Raw genomic sequence first — 22,703 nt, 5'->3', positions numbered from 1 at the left:
CGCTCATATCGGGTCGCGCACCAGCGGGCTGGTGGAGCAATGGATGCCGCCGCCGCCGAGATAGACCTTGTCGTAGGCCACCAGCCGCACGGAGATCCCGGCCTTGTCCAGTGCCTCCTGCGTGCGGGGGCCGACCTGGTCGCTCATCAGCACGCGGCCGGGCGCGACGGCTAGGCAGTTGATCGCCCAGGACGGATCCTCGTGGTTCAGCGGAATCATGCGAATACCCAGGCGCTTCAGCTCCTCCATGAAGACGAAGGGCAGGATCACCGGATTCACGATGGCGACGTCGTGGTCGATCATCACGAAGGCGCCGTCGATGTGCAGGCGATAGCCCGGGATCTGCACGCGGATCAGGCGCGTGCCCTGCAGGGCCAGCACCTCCTCCATCTGCCGCGCGCCTTCCTCGTTGACGCGGGAGGAGACGCCGATCACCGCGACATCGGGGCGGACATAGGCGAAGGACCCGCCTTCCATCAGCCCGGTGCCGGCGATGGTGCGCAGGATCGGCATGCCCAGGGCGGCGAGCGTCTCGGTCACCGGGCGTTCCTCGCCACGACGGATGCGCGGGCCCATGCGGGTGACGACGGCGCCGCCATCGATCGCGATGCAGGAATCGCGCGTGTAGACGGATTTGTGCCGGCCGGGTGCCGCGCGATTCAGCATCACGACCTCGACGCCTTCCTCCCGCAGCGCGGCGGCCAGCGCGTCGTGCTGCGCCAGTTGCTCGGCCAGCGGCGGGATGACCTCGCCGCGCCAATAGGCGCCGGTCTTCGGGTCGCCATAGGCACCGAGCTCCGGGATCAGCGGCAGACCGTCGAGGACCTTCATCTCCTCTCCCGGCCGGTGCATCAGCACGACGCGCAGCCGGCCGATGTCGGAATTGCAGCCCCAGCGGCGGCCCCAGCCGAACTCCTGCTCGGCGGCACTGTTGAAGGCCGGTTCCGCTTCGGAATGGAACCGCTCGATCAGCATGTTGTAGCGGTGGTCGAACTCGCTCATCGCGCGCGACATGGCGTCTTATCCTTCGTTGCGCCGCCGCAGGGCGCGGTCGGCGAGGAGCAGCAGCAGCGTGAACAGGATCAGCAGCACCGCGACGGCGGCCATGGCGGGATCGAGGTTCTCGTTGATCCCGTCCCAGATCCGGCGCGGCAGGGTGAAGACGTCGCGGGAGGCGATGAACAGCACCATGACCAGTTCATCCCAGGAATGGATGAAGGCGAAGATGGCGCCCGAGAAGATGCCCGGCGCGATGCGTGGCAGGATCACCCAGCGCAGCGTCTGCGACAGGGATGCTCCCATGCCGCGGGCCGCCTGCTCGAGCCGCGGATCGAAGGCGGCGAGCGCGGTGGACACGGTGATCACCACGTAGGGAATCCCCGTCACCCCGTGCGCGATCACCACGCCGAGGAAGCGGTCCAGAAGCCCGAGTGGCCCGAAGTACCGGTACAACCCGATGGCATAGACGATCGAGGGGATGATCAGCGGCAGCAGCATCAGCACGCGGACGAGTTCCGTGGTCCGGCGCGAGATGCGCCAGCAGCCGATGGCGCACAGCGTCCCCGCCGTGACCGACAGGATCGTCGCCGCCACCGCGATGGTGAAGGACTGCCAGATGGAGCCGAGCCATTCCGGCGAGGACAACACCGTCGCGAAATGGCGGAAGGAGATCCCGTCCTGCGGCAGGGAAAGGTAGCGCTGGTCCGTCAGCGCCACCGGCACGACGATCAGGATCGGCAGCACCAGGTAGAAGGCCGTGGCCCAGGCCAGGCTGCGGCTGGCGGCGCCTGGGCTGTAGATGCCATCCACCGGATCAGGCCCCCGCCCCGAAGATGCGCCGCAGGTCCACGATGCGGGAGAACACCAGCAGCGTCACCAGGATGGCCGCGATCAGCATCGTCGCCATCATCGTCCCGAGGCCCCAGCGGATCAGGTCGAGGATCTGCAGGCTGATCCATTCCGCGACCATCAGTGTCTTGCCGCCGCCGAGGATCGCCGGCGTGATGTAGAAGCCGAGCGAGAAGATGAAGACCAGCACCCCCGCCGCGATGACGCCAGGCAGGGACAGCGGCAGGAAGACGCGGCGGAACACCTCACCACGGCTGGCGCCGAGACCCCGCGCGGCGGCCAGGAGCCGCGGGTCGATCTCCCGCATCGATGCCAGCATCGGCAGCACGGCGAAGGGCACCATGTAGTGCACCATGCCGACGATGATCCCGAACTCGTTCCACACCAGCGGGAGAGGCTCATCGATCACGCCGGCGCCGAGCAGCGCGTTGTTCACCAGCCCCTGGCGGCGCAGCAGCGTCACCCAGGCGAAGGCGCGCACCAGCACCGAGATCCACAGCGGCACCAGCACCGCGAGGATCCACCACCCCTGCGCCCGCGGGCGGGCGAGCGTGATCGCATAGGCGATACCGTAGCCCAGCAGCAGCGCCAGCACGGTGGTGATCAGGCAGATGCGCAGCGTCGTCTCGATGACCCGCTGCACGGCCGAGGAGGTGAAGAGCCTCTCGTAATTGCCGAGGCCGAGCTCGGGCTCGGTCACGCTGATGGTCAGCACCTGCGCGATCGGAGCGACGTAGAAGACAACCAGCAGAAGGAAGGCCGGCAGGATCAGCAGCCACCAACCCGCGCCGGTACGCCCCGCGGCACTCACGCCGCGTCCTCCTCGACCGGCACGGCGGCGTCCGCGGACCAGCCGAGACGGACCGGCAGATCCTCCGCCGGCGCGACCGGGGATTTCCAGGAGGGCAGCACGGCGCGCAACTCGCCGAGGTCCGCCGTCGCGATGCGCAGGGCGAAGCCTGCGCCGAGATAGGCCCAGGAGAGGATGCGGCCCTCGACCTGGTTCTCCGCGGCCTCGCCTTCGGCGAGCAGCGAGATCTTCTCGGGGCGCAGGGAGAGCAGGCTCCGGGTGCCCGGCGACGGCGCCGTCCCCGGCCCGTGCGCAACCGCGAGCCGCGACGCGCCGACCTCGAGCATGAAGCCCCCGGGAGCCGGCTGCCGGACCGTGCCTTCGAGGAAGTTCGACTTGCCGAGAAAGTCCGCCACGAAGCGCGTGCGCGGGCGTTCATACAGCTCCCCCGGCGCGCCGGCCTGGACCAACCGCCCATGGTTCAGGATGGCGATGCGGTCCGACATGGACAGCGCCTCCTCCTGGTCATGGGTGACGTTGATGAAGGTGCGACCCACGCGGCGGTGCAGCGCCTTCAGCTCCTCCTGCAACTCGGCGCGCAGCTTCTTGTCGAGGGCCGAGAGCGGCTCGTCGAGCAGCAGCAGGCTCGGATCGAAGACGAGTGCGCGGGCGAGCGCGACGCGCTGCTGCTGCCCGCCCGACAATTGCTTCGGCAGCCGCCCCGAGAACTGCGCGAGCTGTACCAGGTCGAGCGCCGCCCGCACCTTGGCGTCGCGATCGGCCCGCGACATGCCGCGGACGCGCAACGGAAAGGCGACATTCTCCGCCACCGTCATGTGCGGGAACAGCGCATAGCCCTGGAAGACCATGCCGAAGTTCCGCTTCTCGGGCGGCAGCGGCGTGATGTCCCGCCCGTCGAGCAGCACCGCGCCCTCGCTCGGCGCCACGAACCCCGCGATCGCCATCAGGATCGTGGTCTTGCCCGAGCCACTCGGCCCGAGCAGCGTCACGAACTCGCCCTGCTCGATCTCGAGCGAGACGTCGTTCACCGCGATGAAGTCGCCGTAGCGTTTGGTCAGCCCCCGCAGCCCCAGCGCGTGCCCGGCCGCGGCGCTCACGAGACGTAGTCCGGCTGCTCGCGGTCGAGCTTCCGGCGCAGCGCCTGCCAGGGCAGCCAGCCCTTCGTCGGGCCAGTCCCGAACTGGTCCCGGGCACGTCGCACCACCGGGGCCGGCGGCACCGCGAGCGGTGCGCCGGAGGACTGCGCCGCCAACTGGATGCGGCACGCCTGTTCCAGGTAGTACATCCAGTAGAAGGCCTCGGCGACCGTGCGGCCCACGGTCAGCAGCCCGTGGTGGCGCAGGATCATGCAGGGCTTGTCGCCGAGGTCGCGCACCAGGCGGTCGCGTTCCGACAGGTTGTCGTCCGCGGCGATGCCTTCGTAGTCGTGCAGCGCGACGCGGCCGTCGAACTCCATGCTGATCTGATTGAGCGGCAGCAGCCCGCCCGACTGCGCGGCCACCGCCATGCCCGCGAGGGTATGGGTGTGCATCACGCACATCGCGTGCTCGCAGGCGCGGTGCACGGCGGAATGGATGACGAAGCCCGCCGGGTTCACCGGCCAGGAGGTCTCCTGCACCGGTGCGCCCTCCGCGTCGACGACGACGAGGCTGCTGGCCGTGACCTCCTCGAACAGCAGACCGTAGGGGTTCACCAGGAAACGGTGCCCTTCCCCCGGCAGGCGGGCGGAGAGATGGGTGAAGACCAAGTCCGTCATGCCGAAATAGGCAACGAGGCGGTAGGCGGCCGCAAGGTCCTCGCGCACCTCCTGCTCGGTCTGCGGGCGGTTCGGATCCGGCTTCGCCGGCGGCGGCGGGAGGGCCATCAGTAGCCTCGCTCGGGGTCGTAGACGTTGGGCAAGGGCTCGCCACGCCCGAGACGCGCAATACAGTCGGCGACGTAGCGGGCGCGCTCGCGGCGGCTCGGCAGGCTGGCGACATGCGGCGTGACGGTGACGCGCGGGTGCGACCAGAGCGGGCTGTCCGCCGCGAGGGGCTCCGGGTCGAAGACGTCCAGCATGACCCCCGACAACTGCCCGCTATCGAGCGCGGTCAGGATATCCGGCACCACCTGCTGCACGCCACGCCCGACCTGCACGAGGCCCGCGCCGTGCGGCAGCCGGGAGAACAACGGGGCGTCCAGCAGCCCGCGGGTTTCCTCCGTCGCCGGCAGCAGGCAGACGAGGATGTCGCATCGTGCAAGGAAGGCATCCCGTTCGTCAGCGCCGGCGAAGGTCTCGACGCCGGGGACGTCCTTGCGCGTGCGCGACCACCCGATCACCGGAATACCGAGGGCGCGCAGCATTTCGACGCTGCGCAGCCCCATGGCACCCAGGCCCATGACGCCCACCGTCCGCTCGGCCGCGGCGAAAGGCGCCTCGAAATAGTCCCAGACGCCCCGGGACTGCGCGATCGCCATGCGGCGCGCATCCTTCACCAGCGACAGCACGGCCCAGGTGACGAACTCGCCCATGCGCTGCGTCGCCTCAGGCGGGACGCAGCGCACCAGCGGGATATGCCGCGGCAGGTCGGGATCGGCGACGATCCCATCGACACCGGCGCCGGAGCCGAAGATCGCGCGGAGCTTCGGCATCCGCGCGAGACGGCCCGGATCGGGATCCCACACCAACACGAAGTCGACCGCAGCGGGATCGAGAGACGGGTCGTCCCACCAGCGGAGCTCAAGATCGGGCGCGCATTCAGCGAAATGCGCCCGCCATTCGGGGAGGGCGGATTCGCCCCCCGACTTCACCACGAGGATCACGGACAGCTTCAGCCGGTGATGGTGTCGATGAAGTCCGCGTTCACCTGCTGATAGTTCTGGCCCCACCAGTTCCCGTCGAGCACCACCTGCACCCGCGCATTCTCGGGATCCGTCGGGTTCTTCCGCCGGAGGTCCTGCGGCACCAGCGCCGCCGCGCGTGGGTTGGTCGGCCCGTTGCCGAGCAACTGCAGCAACCCGACCTGCGGTTCCGGATTGGCGAGCATGGAGGCGAGCAGGCGCTGGGCCATCTCGCCGCCCGGGTTGCCGCGCGGGATCACAAAGATGCCTGCCTGCAGCAGCGCCTGCGGCCAGATGAATTTGATGCGGCCGTTCGTCTCGGCTTCCAGCACGGTCGCGCGGGTATGCCAGACCTGGCCCATCACCGCCTCGCCCGTGCGCAGGAACTGCTCGCTCTCGCTGCCGCTGTTCCAATAGACGGCGTTGCGGCGAAGTTCCGACACCTTGCGCAGGCAGGCCCGCACGTCGAGCGGATAGAGGTTCGCCGGATCCTTGCCGAGCGCCATCTGCGCGGCATCGAGCGTCGCCAGCGCGTCGCGCCGCAGCAGGCGCGTGCCGGGGAACTTCCGCAGGTCGTAGAAATCGGCCCAGGAGGTCGGTCCGCCCTCCGGGAACTTGGCGCTGTCGTAGCAGAGCACGCTGCTGAACGAGTACGGCGCGGCGCCGTATTCCAGCGCGAAGCCGACCGGCAGCGTGTCCTCCTTCTTGACGATGCTGTAGTCGATCTTCGTCACGAGGTTCTGCCGCCCGAGCAGGTTCGAGGACGAGGCCGAGGAGTCGCACATGTCCCAGGTCGTGCGCCCGCTCTCGACCATCGAGCGGATGCGGCCGGCCGACGGACCGGTGCTGTCCTGCACCACCGTCCAGCCCTGGTTCGCGGCCATGAAGGGGTCCCCGTAGAAGCGCCCGAAGCCCTGGTTGGCCAAGCCACCCCAGTTGACCATGACCAGCTGGCGATTGCCCTGCGCACGGGCCTCGCCGCCTGCGAGCGGCGCCACGCCGAGCGCGGAGAGCGCGGTCAGCAGGCCGCGCCGGCTGATCTGTCCGCGCCGGAACTTCTGGAAGGCCAGGTCCACGCAATCTTGCTGGAAGCTCTGCATCACCGTCTCTCCTCGCGCTGCAACGCAGCGCCCGGCGCAGGTGCGGCCTGACCGGGCAATACCACTTGCGGTTGTCGCCGTGCCGGCGTGAAGTCTCCCGTGTCGAAACTTCACCATGGGCAGGCCTTCACGGCAATGACCGACGCGCAGTTCATCTTCGCTCCGGACTTCAAGACCACGCCATGGTGGTGGGAAGCCGCCGAACCGCCCAAGCGCGACAGCGTCCTGCCCGACCGCGTCGGCGTCGCCATCGTCGGCGGAGGATATGCCGGCCTGTCGGCGGCGCTGACCCTGCGGCGCCTGGGCCACGACGTCGCCGTGCTCGATGCCGAACGGATCGGTTGGGGCGCGTCGTCCCGCAATGGCGGCATGGTCTCGGGTGGGCTGAAGGTCGCCTCGGGACCGCTCGAGAAGACCTATGGCACCGAACGCGCCCGAGCCATCGCGCTGGCCGCGGCCGCCTCCTTCCCCTTCATCGAAGAGACGATCTCCCGCGAAGGCATCGCCTGCGACTATGTCCGCTGCGGCCGCTTCGTCCCGGCCTGGACGCCGAAGCACTACGACGCCCTCGCATCGCGCGCGGAGAGCATCGCCGAGATCACCGGCCTGCCCACGCGGATGCTGTCCCGCGACCGACAGCGCGAGGCCCTCGGCAGCGACCACTACCATGGCGGGATGATCGCGGATGCCTCGGGCAGCCTGCATCCCGGCAAGTACGCGCGGGGCCTGGCCGATGCGGCCGAGCGCGCCGGCGCCCGCCTGGTGGACGGCGTGCGCGCCAACGGCATCCGGCGCGACGGGTCGTCCTTCCGCATCGTCACGGATCGCGGGCAGATGCGCGCCGATGCCGTCCTGGTCGCGACCAACGGCTATTCGCGCGACAAGCACGGCAATGCGGCGATGCCCTGGCTGGCGCGGCGGATGATCCCGGTCGGTTCCTACATCATCGCCACCGAGGAACTGCCGCACTACGCCATCGACACCTTCTTCCCCGGCCGACGGATGATCAGCGACACCAGGCGGGTGCTGAACTACTTCCGTCCCTCCCCCTACGGGAACCGGATCCTGTGGGGCGGCCGCGCCTCCTTCGGCCCGACCGAGCCCGAGAAGGCGGCGCCCGCGCTGCGTCGGATGATGCTCGCCGTCTTCCCCGAGCTGAAGGAGGTCCAGATCACCCATGCCTGGACCGGCAACGTCGCCTTCACCTTCGACTTCCTGCCGCATATCGGCCTGCAGGACGGCATCCACTACGCGGCCGGCTGCCAGGGATCGGGTGTCGCGATGGCGACCTGGCTCGGCCACCGCGCGGCGCTGAAGATCGCGGGGGCGGACAATGAGGGTTTCGCGCTGGACGGGCTGACCTTCCCCACCGTTCCCCTCTACAACGGCAATCCGAACTGGTTCCTGCCGCTGATCGGCGGCTGGTACCGTCTGCGCGACCATATCGACAGGGCTGCCGCATGAACGCCGATTTCGTCCTCCTGAACGGCCGCATCGCCACGATGGACGGGAGGGGGACGGAAGTGGAAGCGCTCGCAGCCTTCGGCGGCCGCATCGTGGCGACCGGCACCAGCGCGGCCATGCGCGACCATGTCGGCCCCGCGACGCGCGTGCTCGATGCCGCCGGACGGCGCGTCATTCCCGGCATCGTCGACAGCCACGCCCATCCGGATGCCTATGCGGTCCGGCTGCGCACCTGGACGCTGCTCTCCCCCGACCGCGTGCGTTCGCGGGACGAGGTGCTGTCGACCATCAGCCGCGTCTGCGAGACCCTGCCGCCCGGCCGCTGGGGCGCCTTCTACCGGCTGAACGAGCGCGCCTCCGGCGGCTACCCCACTCTCGACGAGCTCGACGCGGCGAGCGGCGGACGACCGCTGTTCATCCTGCGCACGGACGGGCATCTGGGCCTTGCGAACCGCGCCGCCTTCGCCGCCTGCGACATCGGGCCCGAGGCGCAGGACCCGCCCTACGGCGCCTTCGACCGCGACCCCACGACAGGCGCCTTCACCGGCCTGGTGCGGGAGACGGCGGCGCACATCTTCCTCGGCGCCGTGCACGGCGCCGACAGCGAGTCCGACATCGCCGAAGGGATGGAGGTGGTGCAGGACGAATGCCTGCGCCACGGCATCACCTCGGTGGCGAACTCGCTGACGCCCTCCAAGGCGATCCGCGCCTATCAGGACATGCGTTGCGACGGGCGCTGGCGGATGCGCATGGGCATCATCGCCTCCGGGCGCGACGAGCCGCTGATCCCGCATCTGATCGGCGCCGGGATCCGGTCCGGCTTCGGCGACGAATGGCTGCGGATGATCGGCGTCGAGTGGTGCCCGGACTGCTCCACCTCCGGCCGCACCGCCGCCTATTGGGAGCCCTATGTCGGCACCACGGTGCCGGGCGAGCCGGTGCCGAACACCGGCATGATCCTCTACGACAAGGACGACCTGACCGCGCGCGCCACCGCCGCGCACAAGGCCGGGCTGCAGGTTATGATCGAGGGCGTGGGCGACCGCGGCATCGACTTCGCGCTCGACGTCATGGAAGCCGCCCTCGCCGCGCATCCGGTCGAGGACCATCGGATGCGGGTCGAGCATTGCTGCTACGTGACGCCGCCCATCCTCGCGCGGCTGAAGCGCGGCGGCTTCGTCGATTCCTCCGCGACCGGCTTCATGGACGAACTTGGCGAGGCCTACGTCGCCAATCGCGGCCAGGCGGCGCTGCGCCACATGTGGCCCCATCGCAGCCTGATCGCCGCCGGCATTCCCGCGCCGGGCCATTCGGACTTCGCGGTCTGCAGGGTCAATCCCTTCACCGCGCTCGGCGCCATGGTGACGCGCCGCAGCCAAACCGGCGCGGACCTCGATGCCTCGGAAGCCGTGACGCCGATGGAGGCGCTCGCGGCTTACACGACACTCGGCGCCTGGGCGCAGCGGGAAGAGCACGAGAAGGGCAGCCTCGAGGTCGGCAAGCTCGCGGATCTCGCCGTGCTCGATACCGACATCCTCACCTGTGATCCGGCGGCCATCCGAGGGACCGGCGTCATCGCGACCGTCGTTGGCGGCATGTTGCGGCACGGGGGCTGAACTCCCTCTTCCCGCCAGGTGGTCCGGCATGCGAGGTGTTGCGGGCCGGAACCCAACAGCGAGACCATCATGCGGCGCAGCATTCTCCTGGCATGCCTTGTCCTGCTTCCCGTGAGCGGCATGGCCCAAGGCCTCGTCACCGAACGGACCATCAGCGCGAGCCTCGCCGCCGAGGCGGCGGCGGCGGCCGTGGAAGCCTGCGCATCGCGCGGCTACCGCGTCGCCGCCACGGTCGTCGACCGGTCCGGGGTGGTGCGCGCCGTGCTGCGCGCGGACGGCGCCGGTCCGCACACCGTCCCGTCGTCGCGCGCCAAGGCCTACACGGCCGCGACCATGCGCACGGGCACGTCGCAGATCCTCGAGACGGTGCGCACCAATCCGGGCGCGGCGCGGCTGCCGGACATCGAGGGCTTCCTCGTCGTCGGCGGCGGCATGCCGATCCGCGCGGGGGATGAGGTCGTGGGCGCGATCGGCGTGGGCGGCGCGCCGGGCGGACACCTCGACGACCAATGCGCCGAGGCCGGCATCGCCCGCATCCGCGAGCGGCTGAACTAGAGCCGTCTCCGTGGGCGCACGCTCACGGCCACGTCTCCAGCCCGTTGCGCAAGCATCTTTGCCCGATCGGGTGAGCCCGCCTGATCGGGATCCGCTCTATCGCTTCAGCGCGAGCCGCTTCGCCGCGCCGCCAGTCGCCTGCGCGGCAAAGCGCGCCAGAACCTCCTCGGGCCAGGTGGCGACACGCCGCGCTTCGAGGTCGACACAAAGGTAGAGCACCTCGTTCTCCGCCGCCTGCCAGCCTTCCGCCGCGTGGTACATCACGTGGCGGCAGAGCAGCCGCTTGGAATCATAGGCCAGCACCTCGCTGTCGAAGGCGAGCGGCGCGCCCTCCGTCACCTCGCGGGTATAGGCCTGCCAGGATTCCGCGGCGAAGGTGCCGAGGCCCTTCTCGCGGAACGCCTTGCCGAGCCCGAGTGACGGCCACAACGCGTCCGTCGCGAGGTCGAAGGCCACCAGATAGAAGGCGAGATTCATATGCCCGTAGTGGTCGACCCATTCACGACGAACGTGGCACAACGCCGGGCGCGACGCATTTCGCGGCGTTTCAGCGGATGCATCCAGCGAGTTCCCCACACGCTCCCCCACTCAGTTGCCCCCGCAGAAGCACGGATCGCATCGACGCCTCCGCTCTGACCGTGTGCGCGGGGTACGTCAATGCCCGGGACGCAGCCGCGGCGCGGCCCCTTCGCGATCCTGAACGCCGGCCGGATGTCCACGGTGTCGCTCAGCGGATGGCGCTTACGGACGACGACCATTTTGCCCGTCGGACGGGCCGGGCGTAGAGCCCCCCTGTGCGCCACCGTCGCGGTCCGGCCGCCGATGAACAGCGCCGCGCCTGATCGGGCGCCGCCGCGTGGGGCACATGGTGGATGCCCATCGAGCGAGCGGGTCCCACACCGTCCCCTCGGCGGCAGGCCCTCGGGCAGCGCCTGCCACTGACAGCCGGTCGAGCGCACCTCGAACACCGCGTTCGGCATCCTCCGTGCACGGGTCCTTACCTGCCTCGCCGCACGGATCGCCGGCGACACCAGCGCCCGTCCGGTATCCGTCAGGTCGGACAGTTGACGCAGGCCTTGGCGATCCGCCGCTTGTCCATGTTCCGCCGTCCGCGCGACCCCGAATCGGCCGCGGGACAAGCGAATGGAAGCGGAGTCGATCGATCCAACGTCTTTCCGGCTGGCTCCTACAGCTTCACGCGGAAGACATTGGCGATCTCACCCACGATGCCGCGCCGGAAGGCGAGCACGACCGTGACGAAGATGCCGCCCTGGATGACCGTCACCCAGGCGCCCATCTCGGCCAGGTAGTTCTGCATCGTCACGATCACCGCAGCGCCCACGACCGGGCCGAACACCGTGCCGAGGCCGCCCACCAGCGTCATCAGCACCACCTCGCCCGACATGGACCAGTGCACGTCCGTCAGCGTCGCGATGCCGAACACCAGGGACTTCGTCGCCCCGGCCACGCCGGCAAGTGTCGCCGAGAGGATGAAGGCCACCAGCTTGTAGTCGTCCGTGCGGTAGCCGAGGGAGGTCGCGCGCGGCTCGTTCTCCCGGATCGCCTTCAGCACCTGGCCATAGGGCGAATGGATGATGCGGTGGATCATCAGGAAGCCGAACAGGAAGACGGCCGCGACGAACCAGTACATCGCCATGTCGTTGGACAGGCTGATCGAGCCGAACAGGCTGCCGCGCGGAATGGCCTGGATGCCGTCCTCGCCGCCGGTGAAGGGCGCCTGCACGCACAGGAAGTAAATCATCTGTGCGAGCGCGAGGGTGATCATCGCGAAGTAGATGCCCTGCCGGCGGATGGCGATCCAGCCGAACACCCAGCCCTGGAAGCCCGCAACGATGGCGCCCGCGACGATCGCGAGCTCCGGCGTCAGTCCCCAGACCTTGGCGGCATGGCCGGCGATATATCCGCCCATCCCGAAATAGGCGGCATGGCCGAAGGACAGCAGCCCGACATAGCCGATCAGCAGGTTGAACGCGCAGGCGAACAACGCGAAGCAGAGCAGCTTCATCAGGAAGACGGGGTAGAGGAAGAACGGCCCGATCGCGAGGAAGGCGACCAGCAGCACGAGCGCCGTCAACTGCGCCTTGGTGAAGCCCCAGACCCCGTGGCTTTCATGCACGCCCGCCGGCATCGCGCCGACAGTGGTTTCGGATGCCATGGATCAGGCCCTCCCGAACAGGCCGGCCGGCCGCGTCAGCAGCACGATCGCCATGATGACGAAGATGACGGTGGACGACGCCTCGGGCCAGAAGACCTTGGTCATCCCCTCGACGATGCCGAGGCCGAAGCCGGTGATGACGGACCCCAGGATCGATCCCATGCCGCCGATCACCACCACCGCGAAGACGATGATGATCAGGTTCGTGCCCATCTGCGGGTTCACCGAATAGATCGGCGCGGCCAGCACGCCGGCGAGGGCCGCGAGCGCCACGCCCGCCCCGTAGGTCAGGGTGATCATGCGTGGCACGTTCACGCCGAAGGCCTGGACCAGCGCGGCGTTCTCCGTCGCCGCGCGGAGATAGGCGCCGAGGCGCGTCTTCTCGATCACCAGCCAGGTCGCAAGGCAGCAGGCGAGCGCGAAGACCACCACCCAGCCGCGATAGACCGGCATGAACATGAAGCCGAGGTCCCACGCGCCCTGGAGCTCGTTCGGAATGCGATAGGGCAGGCCCGAGGAACCGAACTCGTTGCGGAAGACACCCTCGATCATCAGGCCGATGCCGAAGGTCAGCAGCAGGCCGTAAAGATGGTCGAGCTTGTACAATCGACTGATCATCAATCGTTCGATGATGACGCCCGTCGCGCCGACGATGAGCGGCGCGAGCAGCAGGGCCCACCAGTAGCCGAGCCCCGCCCAGGCGAGCAGCATCCACGCCACGAAGGCCCCCATCATGAACTGGGACCCGTGGGTGAAGTTGATGATGTTGAGCAGCCCGAAGATCACCGCGAGGCCGAGCGAGAGCATCGCGTAGAAGGCGCCGTTGATGAGTCCCAGCAGCAACTGCCCGAAGAGCAGCGGTGCCGGTATGCCGAATATTTCGTCCATGCGGTGATCAGGCTCCTGTCAGGAACGCACGAGGGAGCAGCCGCCCTCGGCCAGCGGGCGGAACGCATCGTCCCCCGGCGTGGTGGCGGCAACCTTGTAGTAGTCGAACGGGCCCCGCGATTCCGAGGGGCTTTTGACTTCGAAGAGGAACACCGGATGCAGCTTCCGCCCATCCTCGCGGATGCGCCCGGGTCCGAAGGCGTCGTCGTCGGTCGGCATCGCCTTCATGCGGGCGACCGCCGCCCGGCCATCGGCCTTGGCGGCCGCCGCGCCCATGTCGGCCGCGGCCTTGAGGTAGTGCAGCGCCGCGCCGTAGCAGCCGGCGGGCACCATCGCGGGCGGGCGGTTCTGGTTCGCCGCGCGCACGCGTTGCGTCAGCGCTCGCGTCCGGTCGTTCAGGTCCCAATAGAAGGATTCCGTCAGCATCAGCCCCTGGGCGGATTCGAGGCCGAGGGCGTGGATGTCCATCACCCCCATCAGCAGGGCGGCGAACTTCATCGAGCGGTGCAGGCCGAACTCCCGCGCCGCCTTGATGGTGTTGACGGTGTCGGTCGAGGCATTCGCCATGCCGAGCACCTTCGCCCGCGACGCCTGGGCCTGCACGACGAAGGCCGAGAAATCCGTCGTCGCGGGGAACGGGTAGCGCACTTGGCCCAGCACGCGCCCGCCCGCAGCACGGACGAAATTCGCCGTGTCGCGTTCCAGCGCGTGGCCGAAGGCATAGTCGGCGGTGATGAAGAACCAGCTGTCGCCGCCGGTCCGCACGATCGCCCCGCCCGTGCCCTTGGCGAGCATGTAGGTGTCGTAGGTCCAGTGCACCGTGTTCGGGCTGCACTGCGATCCCGTCAGGTCCGAGGTCGCGGCCCCGGAATTGAGGAAGACCTTGTTCTTCTCTCGCGCGATCTGGTTGACCGCGAGCGCTACGGAGGAGGTCGGGACGTCGAGGATGACGTCCACGCCCTGGTCGTACCATTGCCGCGCGATGTTGGCGCCGACATCGGGCTTGTTCTGATGGTCGGCGGACAGCACCTCGACGTTGAAGCCGCGATTGCCGAATTCCGACGCGGCAGCCTGAGTCAGCACGACGCTGCCCGGCCCGGTCGTGTCGCGGTACGGTCCCGACATGTCGGTCAGCACGCCGAGGCGAATGGTGGTCGCCTGCGCGCGGGCGCGGGAGAGCGGGGCGGCCACGGCCGCTGCTCCGGCGAGTAGGCTACGGCGATTCATCTCCATAGACTGTCCTCCCTACGCTTGATGTGGGGGGCGACGCCGCTGCGCCGCCCCGGTTTCCGTCAGGTCCTCGCAAGCTGGCAGCCGCCTTCGGACAGCGGCCGGAAGGCCTCGTCCGCCGGCGTCGTCTGCAGGAGCTTGTAGAAATCCCAGGGACCGCGGCTCTCGGCCGGGGATTTCACCTCGAACAGGAAGGAGGGGATCAGGCGCCGCCCGTCCTGGCGGATCACGCCGCGCCCGAAGCAATCGTCTTCGGACGGCGTCGCCTTCATCCGGTTGATCAGGTCGAGACCCGAGGCTTTGGCAGCCGGGACGCCCATCGCCGCGACCGTCTTGAGGAAGTGCAGTGCCGCCGAATAGCAACCCGCGTGGATCATGTTCGGGTAGTTGGTCGGCGTGCGACGCACGACGCGCTGGGTCCAGGCGCGGGTCTTGTCGTTCGTGTCCCAGTAGAAGGATTCCGTGCAGACCAGGCCCTGCGCCGTCTGCAGGCCGATGCCGTTGACGTCGTTCACGAACAGCAGCAGCGCCGCGAGCTTGATGCCGCGGCGGGTGATGCCGAACTCGGCGGCCTGCTTGACGCAGTTCGCGGTGTCCGCGCCAGCGTTCGCAAGGCCGATCACCTTCGGCCGAGCGGCCGCCGCCTGCACCAGGAAGGAGGAGAAATCGGTCGTTCCCGGGAAGGGCGTGCGAACCGAGCCCAGCACCCGCCCGCCGGCGCCGCGCACGAAGTTGGTGTTGTCACGCTCGAGCGCATGGCCGAAGGCGTAGTCGGCGGTGATGAAGAACCAGGTATCGCCGCCTGCACGCACCATCGCCCCGCCGGTCGATTTCGCGAGCATGTAGGTGTCATAGGCCCAGTGCAGGGTCGTCGCGCCGCATTGCGGCCCCGTCAGATCTGCCGTCGCCGATCCGACATTGATGTAGGCCTTGCTCTTCTCCTTCGCGATCTGATTGACCGCGAGGCCGACGGAGGAGGTCGGCACGTCGAGAATCAGGTCGACGCCCTGGTCGTACCATTGCCGGGCGATGTTGGACCCGACATCGGGGCGGTTCTGGTGGTCGGCCTCCAGCACCTCGATCGTGAACCCGTGGCTGGTGCCGAACTCGGCCACCGCCTCGCGCGTCGCGGCGACCGAGGTCGGGCCGGTGTTGTCGCGATAGGTGCCCGACATGTCGGTCAGCACGCCGATGCGGATCGTGTTCGCCTGCGCGCGGGCGCGCGAGAGCGGCGCGATCGCAGCGGCGGTGCCTGCGGCAAGCAGGCTTCGGCGATTCATCTCCATCCAGACGTCCTCCGTGTCGTTCCCTGTGATCGTTCTTGGTGCAACCGGGCGGGGTCGTTGCCCCGCCCGGGGTCGTCACATCAGCTGCGGACCAGCGGGCATCCCCCTTCGGACAGCGGCCGCCAGGCCTCATCCGCCGGCGTGGTCTGCAGCAGCTTGAGATAGTCCCACGGGCCGGTCGATTCCGACGGCTTCTTCACCTCGAAAAGGTAGGACGGGATCATCATCCGTCCGTCCTGGCGCAGCGTGCCGCGCCCGAACGCCTCGTCCTCCACCGGCATGGCCTTCATCCGGTTCATGACCTCGACGCCCGGCCCCTTGGCCGCGGCGGCGCCCATGTCGGCAACCGCCTTCAGGTAATGGAGCGTCGCCGAGTAGTTGCCGGCCGTGACCATGTTCGGCATCGCGCGCTGGTTCAGGCGCGGCTGCACGCGCCGCGAGAAGGCCCGCGTGCGGTCGTTAAGATCCCAATAGAAGGATTCGGTCATCACCAGCCCCTGCCCCTGCTCGAGGCCGAGCGCGTGGACGTCGGCGATGAACATCAGCAACGCCGCGATCTTCACGCCGCGACGCGTGAGCCCGAATTCCGCCGCCTGCTTGATGGAGTTGATCGTGTCCTGGCCGGCGTTGCACAGGCCGATCACCTCGGCCCGCGACGCCTGCGCCTGGAGCAGGAAGGAGGAGAAGTCGGTCGTGGCCGGGAAAGGATAGCGCACCGACCCTGCCACCGAGCCGCCGGCCGCGCGCACGAAGTTCGTCGTGTCGCGTTCCAGCGCGTGGCCGAAGGCGTAGTCGGCGGTGATGAAGAACCAACGCTTGCCGCCCGCCCGCACCATGGCCCCGCCGGTCGACTTGGCGAGCATGTAGGTGTCGTAGACCCAATGCGCGGTCACCGGCGAACACTGCGGCCCCGTCAGGTCGGCAGTCGCGGCGCCGACATTGATGTAGACCTTGTTCTTCTCACGCGCGACCTGGTTTACCGCGAGCCCGACCGAGGAGGTCGGCACATCGAGAATCACGTCCACGCCCTGGTCGTACCACTGCCGCGCCAGGTTGGCGCCGACATCCGGCTTGTTCTGGTGGTCGGCGCCGATCACCTCGACATTGAAGCCACGATTGCCGAATTCCTGGGCAGCGATCTGCGCCATCGTAACGCCGTTCGGTCCGCCGATGTCGCGGTACGGGCCGGACTGGTCGTTCATCACGCCGATCCTGATCGTATTCGCCGCCTGGGCGCGGGCCGATCGGAACGGCAGCGCGCCAGCGCCGGCGCCGATCGCGGCGGCGGCAAGAAGATGGCGGCGGTTCAGTTCAGTCATCACTCTCTCCCTATCTCAATCGCCCGGACAGGGCGGGCGGGTTGGTTCCCGCCACGCCCCGGAATTGTCGCGTCAGCTCCGCACCAGCGAGCACCCGCCCTCGTTGAGGGGGCGGAAGGCCTGGTCGGCCGGCACGGTCTGCAGGACCTTGTAGTAGTCCCAGGCGCCGCGGCTCTCCTCCGGCTTCTTCACCTCGAAGAGGTAGACCGGATGGATCTTGCGGCCGTCGGGACGGATCACGCCCTCGCCGAAGGCGTCGTCATTGGTCGGCATGGCCTTCATGCGGGCCACGACCGCCGCGCCATCGGCCTTCGCCGCCGCGACGCCCATGTCCTTCACCGCCTTGAGGTAGTGCAGCGCGCCGGCATAGCAGCCCGCCTGCGCCATAGTGGGCGGCGCATTGGCCGGCATGGACGGCCGGACGCGCGTGGTCAGCGCCCGCGTGCGGTCATTCAGATCCCAGTAGAAGCTCTCGGTCAGCGCCAGGCCCTGCGCCGCCTGCAGGCCGAGCGCATGGACGTCGGTGATGAAGACCAGCAGGCCGGCAAGCCGGACGCCGCGGCGCGTGATGCCGAATTCCGCCGCCTGCTTGATGCAGTTGATGGTGTCGCCACCGGCATTCGCGAGTCCGATGACCTTCGCGCGCGACGCCTGCGCCTGCACGAGGAAGGAGGAGAAGTCCGTCGTCCCCGGGAAGGGCGTGCGCACGGAGCCGAGCACCCGGCCGCCATTGGCGCGGATGAAGTTGGTCGTGTCGCGTTCGAGCGCATGGCCGAAGGCATAGTCGGCGGTGATGAAGAACCAGGTGTCGCCGCCCGCGCGCACCATCGCGCCGCCGGTGCCGTTCGCCAGCATCCAGGTGTCGTAGGTCCAGTGCACCGTGTTCGGGCTGCACTGGGACCCGGTGAGGTCCGAGGAGGCGCCGGTGCTGTTGATGTAGACCTTGTTCTTCTCGCGCACGATGCCCGCGACCGCGAGCGCGACCGAGGAGGTCGGCACGTCGATCACGAGGTCGACGCCGTCGCGGTCGAGCCACTGGCGCACGATGTTCGACCCGACATCCGGCTTGTTCTGGTGGTCGGCCTGGATGACCTCCACGTTGAAGCCGAGCTGGCCGAGATCGGCGATGGCCTGGCGCACGCAGGCCGTCGAGCCCGGCCCCGAAAGGTCGCGATACAGGCCCGACTGGTCGTTGAGGACGCCGATCTTGATCGCAGTCCCCGCCTGGGCGCGCGCCTGTGACAGCGGCAGCGCACCGAATGAGGCGGCGGCGGCAGTGCCCATCAGAAGGCCGCGGCGGGTCGTGTCGATCATGGGGGTCGTCCTTTCACTCCAGGTGGGGCGCGGCGCCGGCAGGGTCGCCGCGCCCCGTTGCGGAACTCAGCTTCGGATCAGCGAGCAGCCGCCCTCGCTCACGGGGCGGAAGGCTTCCTCGGCTGAGGTGGTCTGCAGCAGCTTGTAGTAGTCCCAGGGCCCGCGGCTCTCGGCCGGGGTCTTGACCTCGAACAGGTAGGATGGGTGGATCTTGCGGCCATCGGCGCGGATGGCGCCGGCGCCGAAGCAGTCGTCGTCGGTCGGCATCGCCTTCATGCGCTCGACCGCCGCGACGCCCGACGCCTTCGCCGCCGTCACGCCCATGTCCTGCACCGCCTTGAGGTAGTGCAGCACGCCCGCATAGCAGCCGGCATGGGTCATGCAGGGCATGTTCGGCGCCATGGCGGCGCGCACGCGGTCGGTGAAGCGCCGCGTGCGGTCGTTCATGTCCCAGTAGAAGGTCTCGGTGCAGACGAGGCCCTGCGCCGTCTGCAGCCCCAGCGCATGCACGTCGTTGAGAAACATCAGCAGCGAGGCGATCTTGATGCCGCGCCGCGTCAGCCCGAACTCCGCTGCCTGCTTGATGCAGTTGGTGGTGTCGGACCCTGCATTCGCCAGCCCGATCACCTTCGCGCGCGACGCCTGCGCCTGCACGAGGAAGGAGGAGAAATCCGTCGTCCCCGGGAAGGGCGTCCGCACCTGGCCGAGCACCCGGCCGCCGGCCGCGCGGACGAAACCGCCGGTGTCGCGTTCGAGCGCATGGCCGAAGGCGTAGTCGGCGGTGATGAAGAACCAGCTGTCGCCGCCCGCGCGCACCATCGCCCCGCCGGTCGACTTCGCGAGCATCCAGGTGTCGTAGGTCCAGTGGATGGTGTTCGGCGTGCAGGCGCGGCCCGTGAGGTCCGAGGTCGCGGCGCTGCTGTTCAGGTGGACCTTGTTCTTCTCGCGGCAGATGTCGTTGACCGCGAGCGCGACCGAGGAGGTCGTGACGTCGAGCAACACGTCCACGCCGTCACGGTCGATCCACTGCCGGGCGATGTTCGATCCGACATCCGGCTTGTTCTGATGGTCGGCGACCAGCACCTCGACGTTGAATCCGCGGGCGCCGAAATCCGCCACGGCCTGCCGCGCGCAGGCGGCAGCCGTCGGACCGGAGATGTCGCGATACATCCCCGATCCGTCGTTGAGGACACCGATCTTGATGGTGTTCGCCGCCTGGGCGCTGGCCTTCCGGTATGGGAGGGCGCCCCAGGCCGCCGTAGCGGCGGCCCCGGCGATCACGCTGCGTCTGCTTGTGTTGCCGATGCTCATGGATCGCTTCCTGCCGTGTCGTTCTTCTTGTTCAGCTGCGGACCAGGGAACAGCCGCCCTCGTTCAGCGGGCGGAAGGCGTCCTCGGGCGTGCTGGTCTGCAGCAGCTTGTAGTAGTCGTGCTGGCCGCGGCTTTCCGCCGGCGTCTTCACTTCGAAGAGGTAGACGGGATGGATCTTGCGCCCGTCGGCGCGGATGGAACCGGCGCCGAAGGCGTTGTCCTGGGTTGGCATCGCCTTCATGCGCGCGACCGTCGCGCGCCCATCGGCCTTCGCCGCCGCCACGCCCATGTCGAGCACGGCCTTGAGGTAGTGCAGCGTGCCGGAATAGTCGCCCGCATGGCTCATCGCGACCGGCGTGTCGCCGCCGGCGATCGCGCGCACGCGCCGCGCCACGTCGCGCGTCTGATCGTTCATGTCCCAGTAGTAGGACGCGCTGCAGACGAGCCCCTGCGCCGTCTCGAGCCCCAGCGCATGGACGTCGGTGATGAACATCAGCATCGAGGCGAGCTTGATGCCGCGCCGCGTCAGGCCGAACTCGGCGGCCTGCTTGATGCAGTTCGTCGTGTCCGTCCCGGCGTTCGCCAGGCCGATCACCTTCGCGCGCGAGGCCTGCGCCTGGAGCAGGAAGGAGGAGAAATCGGTCGTCCCCGGGAAGGGCGTCCGCGCCGACCCGACGACCCGCCCGCCCGCATTGCGCACGAAGGTCGAGGTGTCGCGTTCCAGCGCGTGGCCGAAGGCATAATCCGCCGTCACGAAGAACCAGGTGTCGCCGCCTGCACGCACCATCGCCGAGCCGGTCGACTTGGCGAGCATGTAGGTGTCGTAGACCCAGTGGATGGTGTTCGGATTGCAGGCCCGTCCGGTGAGATCCGACGTCGCGGTCGAGGTCGCGATCATCACCTTGTTCTTCTCCCGCGCCAGGTCCGACACGGCGAGCGCCACCGAGGAGGCCGCAAGGTTCAGCACCATGTCGACGCCGTCGCGGTCGAACCACTGGCGCGCGATGTTCACGCCGACGTCGGGACGGTTCTGGTGATCGGCCACGACGAGGTCGAGCGTCAGCCCCCGCGGCGCCATCTCCTGCAGCGCGAGGCGCGCCGCGGCGATGCTGTTCGGGCCGTTCAGGTCGCGGTACGGCCCGGACATGTCCGACAGCAGGCCGATCTTCACGGTGTTCGCCGCCTGCGCGCGGGCGCTGCGCGGCGCGGGCAGGCCCGAGAGGACCGGCAGCGCCGCAGCGCCGGCGAGAAGGCCTCGTCTGCTTGTCTCGTTCATCCTGGTGCTTCTCCCTGTTGCTTCGTGTCTGCGTCGCGGCCTTCTACGGGCCTCAGACGCGCAGATACTCGTCGATGCGGCTGCGCGAGGCTTCGACGTCCTCGTTGCGCACCATGTCCACGACCTTGCCGTGTTCCATCACGTAGTGCCGGTCGGCGACCGTCTGCGCGAAGTGGAAGTTCTGCTCGACCAGCACGACCGTGAAGCCGCGCTGCTTGAGCTCGCGAATGGTGCGCCCGATCTGCTGCACGATGACCGGGGCCAGGCCCTCGGACGGTTCGTCGAGCAACAGCAGCTTCGCGCCCGTGCGCAGGATGCGGGCGATCGCGAGCATCTGCTGTTCGCCACCGGACAGCTTCGTGCCCTGGCTCCGCGCGCGTTCCCTGAGGTTCGGGAACAGCTCGTAGATCTCGTCGAGCGGCAGCCCGCCCGGCCGTACCACGGGCGGCAGCATCAGGTTCTCGGTCACGTCGAGCGAGGCGAAGATGCCGCGCTCCTCGGGGCAGTAGGCAATGCCGGCACGGGCGATGATGTCCGGCCGCGCGCCGATCAGTTCCCGACCCGCGTAGTGCACCGACCCGGATCGCTTCGGCACCAGGCCCATGATAGAGCGCAGCGTCGTCGTCTTGCCGGCGCCGTTGCGGCCGAGCAGCGTGACGACCTCGCCCTCATGGACCTCGAGGTTCACGCCATGGAGGACGTGGCTTTCCCCGTACCAGGCCTCGAGGCCCCGCACGACCATCAGCGGCGCGCTGCCTTCCTGCGCGGCGATCGGGAGTTCAGCGAGGGCGTCAGCCATGGGCGGCCTCCGTCGCGGCGGCGGGGGGGACTTCGGTGCCGAGATAGGCGGCGATGACGTCGGGGTTGCGCGCGACCGTGTTGTAGTCCCCTTCCGCCAGCACGCGCCCGCGCGCGAGGACGGTGATGGCGTCGCACAAGCCCGAGACGACCGTCAGGTTGTGTTCCACCAGCAGCACCGTGCGGCCCGCGGATACGCGACGGATCAGCGAGACGATGCGCCCGACGTCGTCATGCGTCATGCCCGCCGTCGGTTCGTCGAGCAGCATCATCACCGGGTCGAGCGCGAGCGTCGTCGCGATCTCGAGCGCGCGCTTGCGCCCATAGGGCAACTCGCCCGCCGTGAGATTGGCGTAGGCTGACAGCCCCACATCCTCGAGCAGTTCGCGCGCACGGTCGTCGTACTGCCGCAGCAGGCCTTCGCTGCGCCAGAAATCGAAGGACCCGCCGCGCTGGCGCTGCAGCGCGACGCGGACATTCTCCAGCACCGACAGGTGCGGGAAGACGGCGGAGATCTGGAAGGAACGCACCAGGCCGAGCCGAGCGACCTCGGCGGGCTTCATGCCGGTGATGTCGCGGCCGTCGTAGCGGATCGTGCCGCGGGTCGGCTGCAGGAACTTCGTCAACAGATTGAAGCACGTCGTCTTGCCGGCGCCGTTCGGGCCGATCAGACCGTGGATCGTGCCGCGGCGAACCGTCAGGTCGACGTCGTTCACGGCCACGAAGCCGCGGAACTCCTTCGTCAGACCCTTCGTTTCCAGGATGGCGTCGGACACCCTTGAAGCGCTCCCTTATCATGCTGGCGGCCTGGGCGACCGCTCGTTGCTCTCGCTCGCATCTACGCAAGGCACCGGGCCCCGCGCAAGCGGGACTCTCTGAAAACACATGATT

21 protein-coding genes are annotated in these 22,703 nt (G+C 68.9%); 3 read left to right on the top strand and 18 right to left on the bottom strand.

Going from position 1 to position 22,703, the window contains the following annotated elements; genetic code table 11:
* Nucleotides 1–3: 3 nt before the first annotated feature.
* The 7 genes from GWK16_RS13955 to GWK16_RS13925 are packed head-to-tail and all read right to left on the bottom strand — an operon-like array spanning nt 4 to nt 6,579.
* A complete protein-coding gene (locus tag GWK16_RS13955; RefSeq protein ID WP_170054582.1) occupies nt 4–1,014 on the bottom strand; it encodes a dimethylarginine dimethylaminohydrolase family protein in 1,011 nt (336 codons plus the stop codon).
* 6 nt (nt 1,015–1,020) lie between these two features.
* Complete coding sequence (locus GWK16_RS13950) at nt 1,021–1,809, bottom strand: ABC transporter permease (RefSeq protein WP_338144475.1); 789 nt, start codon at nt 1,807–1,809, stop codon at nt 1,021–1,023.
* A gap of 4 nt (nt 1,810–1,813) precedes the next feature.
* Nucleotides 1,814–2,659 carry an ABC transporter permease subunit gene (locus GWK16_RS13945; RefSeq protein ID WP_170054581.1) on the bottom strand — a complete coding sequence of 282 codons (846 nt, stop codon included), beginning with the start codon at nt 2,657–2,659 and terminating at the stop codon, nt 1,814–1,816.
* On the bottom strand, nt 2,656–3,756 hold the full coding sequence (locus GWK16_RS13940; protein ID WP_170054580.1) for a polyamine ABC transporter ATP-binding protein: 1,101 nt from the start codon (nt 3,754–3,756) through the stop codon (nt 2,656–2,658). Before GWK16_RS13940 ends, GWK16_RS13945 begins: the two co-directional genes overlap by 4 nt.
* Nucleotides 3,753–4,523 (bottom strand): class II aldolase/adducin family protein, encoded by a 771-nt coding sequence (locus tag GWK16_RS13935; protein WP_170054579.1) that lies wholly within the window; start codon nt 4,521–4,523, stop codon nt 3,753–3,755. Before GWK16_RS13935 ends, GWK16_RS13940 begins: the two co-directional genes overlap by 4 nt.
* Nucleotides 4,523–5,461, bottom strand: coding sequence for an NAD(P)-dependent oxidoreductase (locus GWK16_RS13930; RefSeq protein WP_170054578.1), 939 nt, complete (start codon nt 5,459–5,461; stop codon nt 4,523–4,525). The genes GWK16_RS13935 and GWK16_RS13930 overlap by 1 nt, the downstream gene beginning before the upstream one ends.
* An 8-nt stretch (nt 5,462–5,469) precedes the next feature.
* Entirely contained in the window at nt 5,470–6,579 is a 1,110-nt protein-coding gene (locus GWK16_RS13925) for an extracellular solute-binding protein (protein WP_170054577.1), read from the bottom strand.
* Nucleotides 6,580–6,678: 99 nt separating this feature from the next.
* On the opposite strand from GWK16_RS13925, the gene GWK16_RS13920 reads away from it, so the two are divergent.
* From GWK16_RS13920 to GWK16_RS13910, 3 genes are all read left to right on the top strand, one after another.
* Nucleotides 6,679–8,043 (top strand): NAD(P)/FAD-dependent oxidoreductase, encoded by a 1,365-nt coding sequence (locus tag GWK16_RS13920; RefSeq protein WP_338144474.1) that lies wholly within the window; start codon nt 6,679–6,681, stop codon nt 8,041–8,043.
* Nucleotides 8,040–9,659: an amidohydrolase gene (locus tag GWK16_RS13915; RefSeq protein ID WP_170054576.1), complete on the top strand. Its 1,620-nt coding sequence runs from the start codon at nt 8,040–8,042 to the stop codon at nt 9,657–9,659. The genes GWK16_RS13920 and GWK16_RS13915 overlap by 4 nt, the downstream gene beginning before the upstream one ends.
* Nucleotides 9,660–9,779: 120 nt before the next feature.
* A complete protein-coding gene (locus GWK16_RS13910) occupies nt 9,780–10,214 on the top strand; it encodes a GlcG/HbpS family heme-binding protein (RefSeq protein ID WP_211187404.1) in 435 nt (144 codons plus the stop codon).
* A 96-nt stretch (nt 10,215–10,310) separates the two neighbouring features.
* On the opposite strand, the gene GWK16_RS13905 is transcribed toward GWK16_RS13910, so the two are convergent.
* The 11 genes from GWK16_RS13905 to GWK16_RS13855 form a co-directional block, all read right to left on the bottom strand.
* A complete protein-coding gene (locus GWK16_RS13905; protein ID WP_338144484.1) occupies nt 10,311–10,790 on the bottom strand; it encodes an acyl-CoA thioesterase in 480 nt (159 codons plus the stop codon).
* Nucleotides 10,791–11,400: 610 nt separating this feature from the next.
* The gene (locus GWK16_RS13900) at nt 11,401–12,390 is read right to left on the bottom strand and encodes a branched-chain amino acid ABC transporter permease (protein WP_170054573.1); all 990 of its coding nucleotides are present in this window, start codon (nt 12,388–12,390) and stop codon (nt 11,401–11,403) included.
* Nucleotides 12,391–12,393: 3 nt separating this feature from the next.
* Nucleotides 12,394–13,278 carry a branched-chain amino acid ABC transporter permease gene (locus GWK16_RS13895; protein ID WP_170054572.1) on the bottom strand — a complete coding sequence of 295 codons (885 nt, stop codon included), beginning with the start codon at nt 13,276–13,278 and terminating at the stop codon, nt 12,394–12,396.
* An 18-nt stretch (nt 13,279–13,296) separates the two neighbouring features.
* Nucleotides 13,297–14,505 (bottom strand): ABC transporter substrate-binding protein, encoded by a 1,209-nt coding sequence (locus tag GWK16_RS13890; protein WP_456306757.1) that lies wholly within the window; start codon nt 14,503–14,505, stop codon nt 13,297–13,299.
* A gap of 65 nt (nt 14,506–14,570) precedes the next feature.
* Complete coding sequence (locus tag GWK16_RS13885; protein ID WP_338144473.1) at nt 14,571–15,788, bottom strand: ABC transporter substrate-binding protein; 1,218 nt, start codon at nt 15,786–15,788, stop codon at nt 14,571–14,573.
* An 86-nt stretch (nt 15,789–15,874) separates the two neighbouring features.
* Nucleotides 15,875–17,113 (bottom strand): ABC transporter substrate-binding protein, encoded by a 1,239-nt coding sequence (locus GWK16_RS13880; protein WP_170054569.1) that lies wholly within the window; start codon nt 17,111–17,113, stop codon nt 15,875–15,877.
* A gap of 72 nt (nt 17,114–17,185) precedes the next feature.
* Complete coding sequence (locus tag GWK16_RS13875) at nt 17,186–18,427, bottom strand: ABC transporter substrate-binding protein (protein ID WP_170054568.1); 1,242 nt, start codon at nt 18,425–18,427, stop codon at nt 17,186–17,188.
* A gap of 66 nt (nt 18,428–18,493) precedes the next feature.
* Nucleotides 18,494–19,738 (bottom strand): ABC transporter substrate-binding protein, encoded by a 1,245-nt coding sequence (locus GWK16_RS13870; RefSeq protein ID WP_170054567.1) that lies wholly within the window; start codon nt 19,736–19,738, stop codon nt 18,494–18,496.
* Between the two features lie 31 nt (nt 19,739–19,769).
* Nucleotides 19,770–21,014 (bottom strand): ABC transporter substrate-binding protein, encoded by a 1,245-nt coding sequence (locus tag GWK16_RS13865; RefSeq protein WP_170054566.1) that lies wholly within the window; start codon nt 21,012–21,014, stop codon nt 19,770–19,772.
* Between the two features lie 52 nt (nt 21,015–21,066).
* Nucleotides 21,067–21,813: an ABC transporter ATP-binding protein gene (locus tag GWK16_RS13860; protein WP_170054565.1), complete on the bottom strand. Its 747-nt coding sequence runs from the start codon at nt 21,811–21,813 to the stop codon at nt 21,067–21,069.
* Nucleotides 21,806–22,588 (bottom strand): ATP-binding cassette domain-containing protein, encoded by a 783-nt coding sequence (locus GWK16_RS13855; RefSeq protein ID WP_170054564.1) that lies wholly within the window; start codon nt 22,586–22,588, stop codon nt 21,806–21,808. Before GWK16_RS13855 ends, GWK16_RS13860 begins: the two co-directional genes overlap by 8 nt.
* Nucleotides 22,589–22,703: the final 115 nt, after the last annotated feature.

This window comes from Neoroseomonas marina (genome assembly GCF_012927745.1).
Classification (GTDB): Bacteria; Pseudomonadota; Alphaproteobacteria; order Acetobacterales; family Acetobacteraceae; genus Neoroseomonas; species Neoroseomonas marina.
The sequence above is the reverse complement of the archived record's forward strand: the minus strand, read 5'-3'. Positions and strand labels throughout refer to the sequence as shown.

Coding starts and splice junctions, on each gene's coding strand:
- GWK16_RS13955 (WP_170054582.1), bottom strand. CDS start 1,014: ATGTCGCGCGCGATGAGCGAGTTCGACCACCGCTACAACATGCTGATC.
- GWK16_RS13935 (WP_170054579.1), bottom strand. CDS start 4,523: ATGGCCCTCCCGCCGCCGCCGGCGAAGCCGGATCCGAACCGCCCGCAG.
- GWK16_RS13925 (WP_170054577.1), bottom strand. CDS start 6,579: ATGCAGAGCTTCCAGCAAGATTGCGTGGACCTGGCCTTCCAGAAGTTC.
- GWK16_RS13915 (WP_170054576.1), top strand. CDS start 8,040: ATGAACGCCGATTTCGTCCTCCTGAACGGCCGCATCGCCACGATGGAC.
- GWK16_RS13910 (WP_211187404.1), top strand. CDS start 9,780: ATGGCCCAAGGCCTCGTCACCGAACGGACCATCAGCGCGAGCCTCGCC.
- GWK16_RS13900 (WP_170054573.1), bottom strand. CDS start 12,390: ATGGCATCCGAAACCACTGTCGGCGCGATGCCGGCGGGCGTGCATGAA.
- GWK16_RS13895 (WP_170054572.1), bottom strand. CDS start 13,278: ATGGACGAAATATTCGGCATACCGGCACCGCTGCTCTTCGGGCAGTTG.
- GWK16_RS13890 (WP_456306757.1), bottom strand. CDS start 14,505: ATGAATCGCCGTAGCCTACTCGCCGGAGCAGCGGCCGTGGCCGCCCCG.
- GWK16_RS13885 (WP_338144473.1), bottom strand. CDS start 15,788: ATGAATCGCCGAAGCCTGCTTGCCGCAGGCACCGCCGCTGCGATCGCG.
- GWK16_RS13880 (WP_170054569.1), bottom strand. CDS start 17,113: ATGACTGAACTGAACCGCCGCCATCTTCTTGCCGCCGCCGCGATCGGC.
- GWK16_RS13875 (WP_170054568.1), bottom strand. CDS start 18,427: ATGATCGACACGACCCGCCGCGGCCTTCTGATGGGCACTGCCGCCGCC.
- GWK16_RS13870 (WP_170054567.1), bottom strand. CDS start 19,738: ATGAGCATCGGCAACACAAGCAGACGCAGCGTGATCGCCGGGGCCGCC.
- GWK16_RS13865 (WP_170054566.1), bottom strand. CDS start 21,014: ATGAACGAGACAAGCAGACGAGGCCTTCTCGCCGGCGCTGCGGCGCTG.
- GWK16_RS13860 (WP_170054565.1), bottom strand. CDS start 21,813: ATGGCTGACGCCCTCGCTGAACTCCCGATCGCCGCGCAGGAAGGCAGC.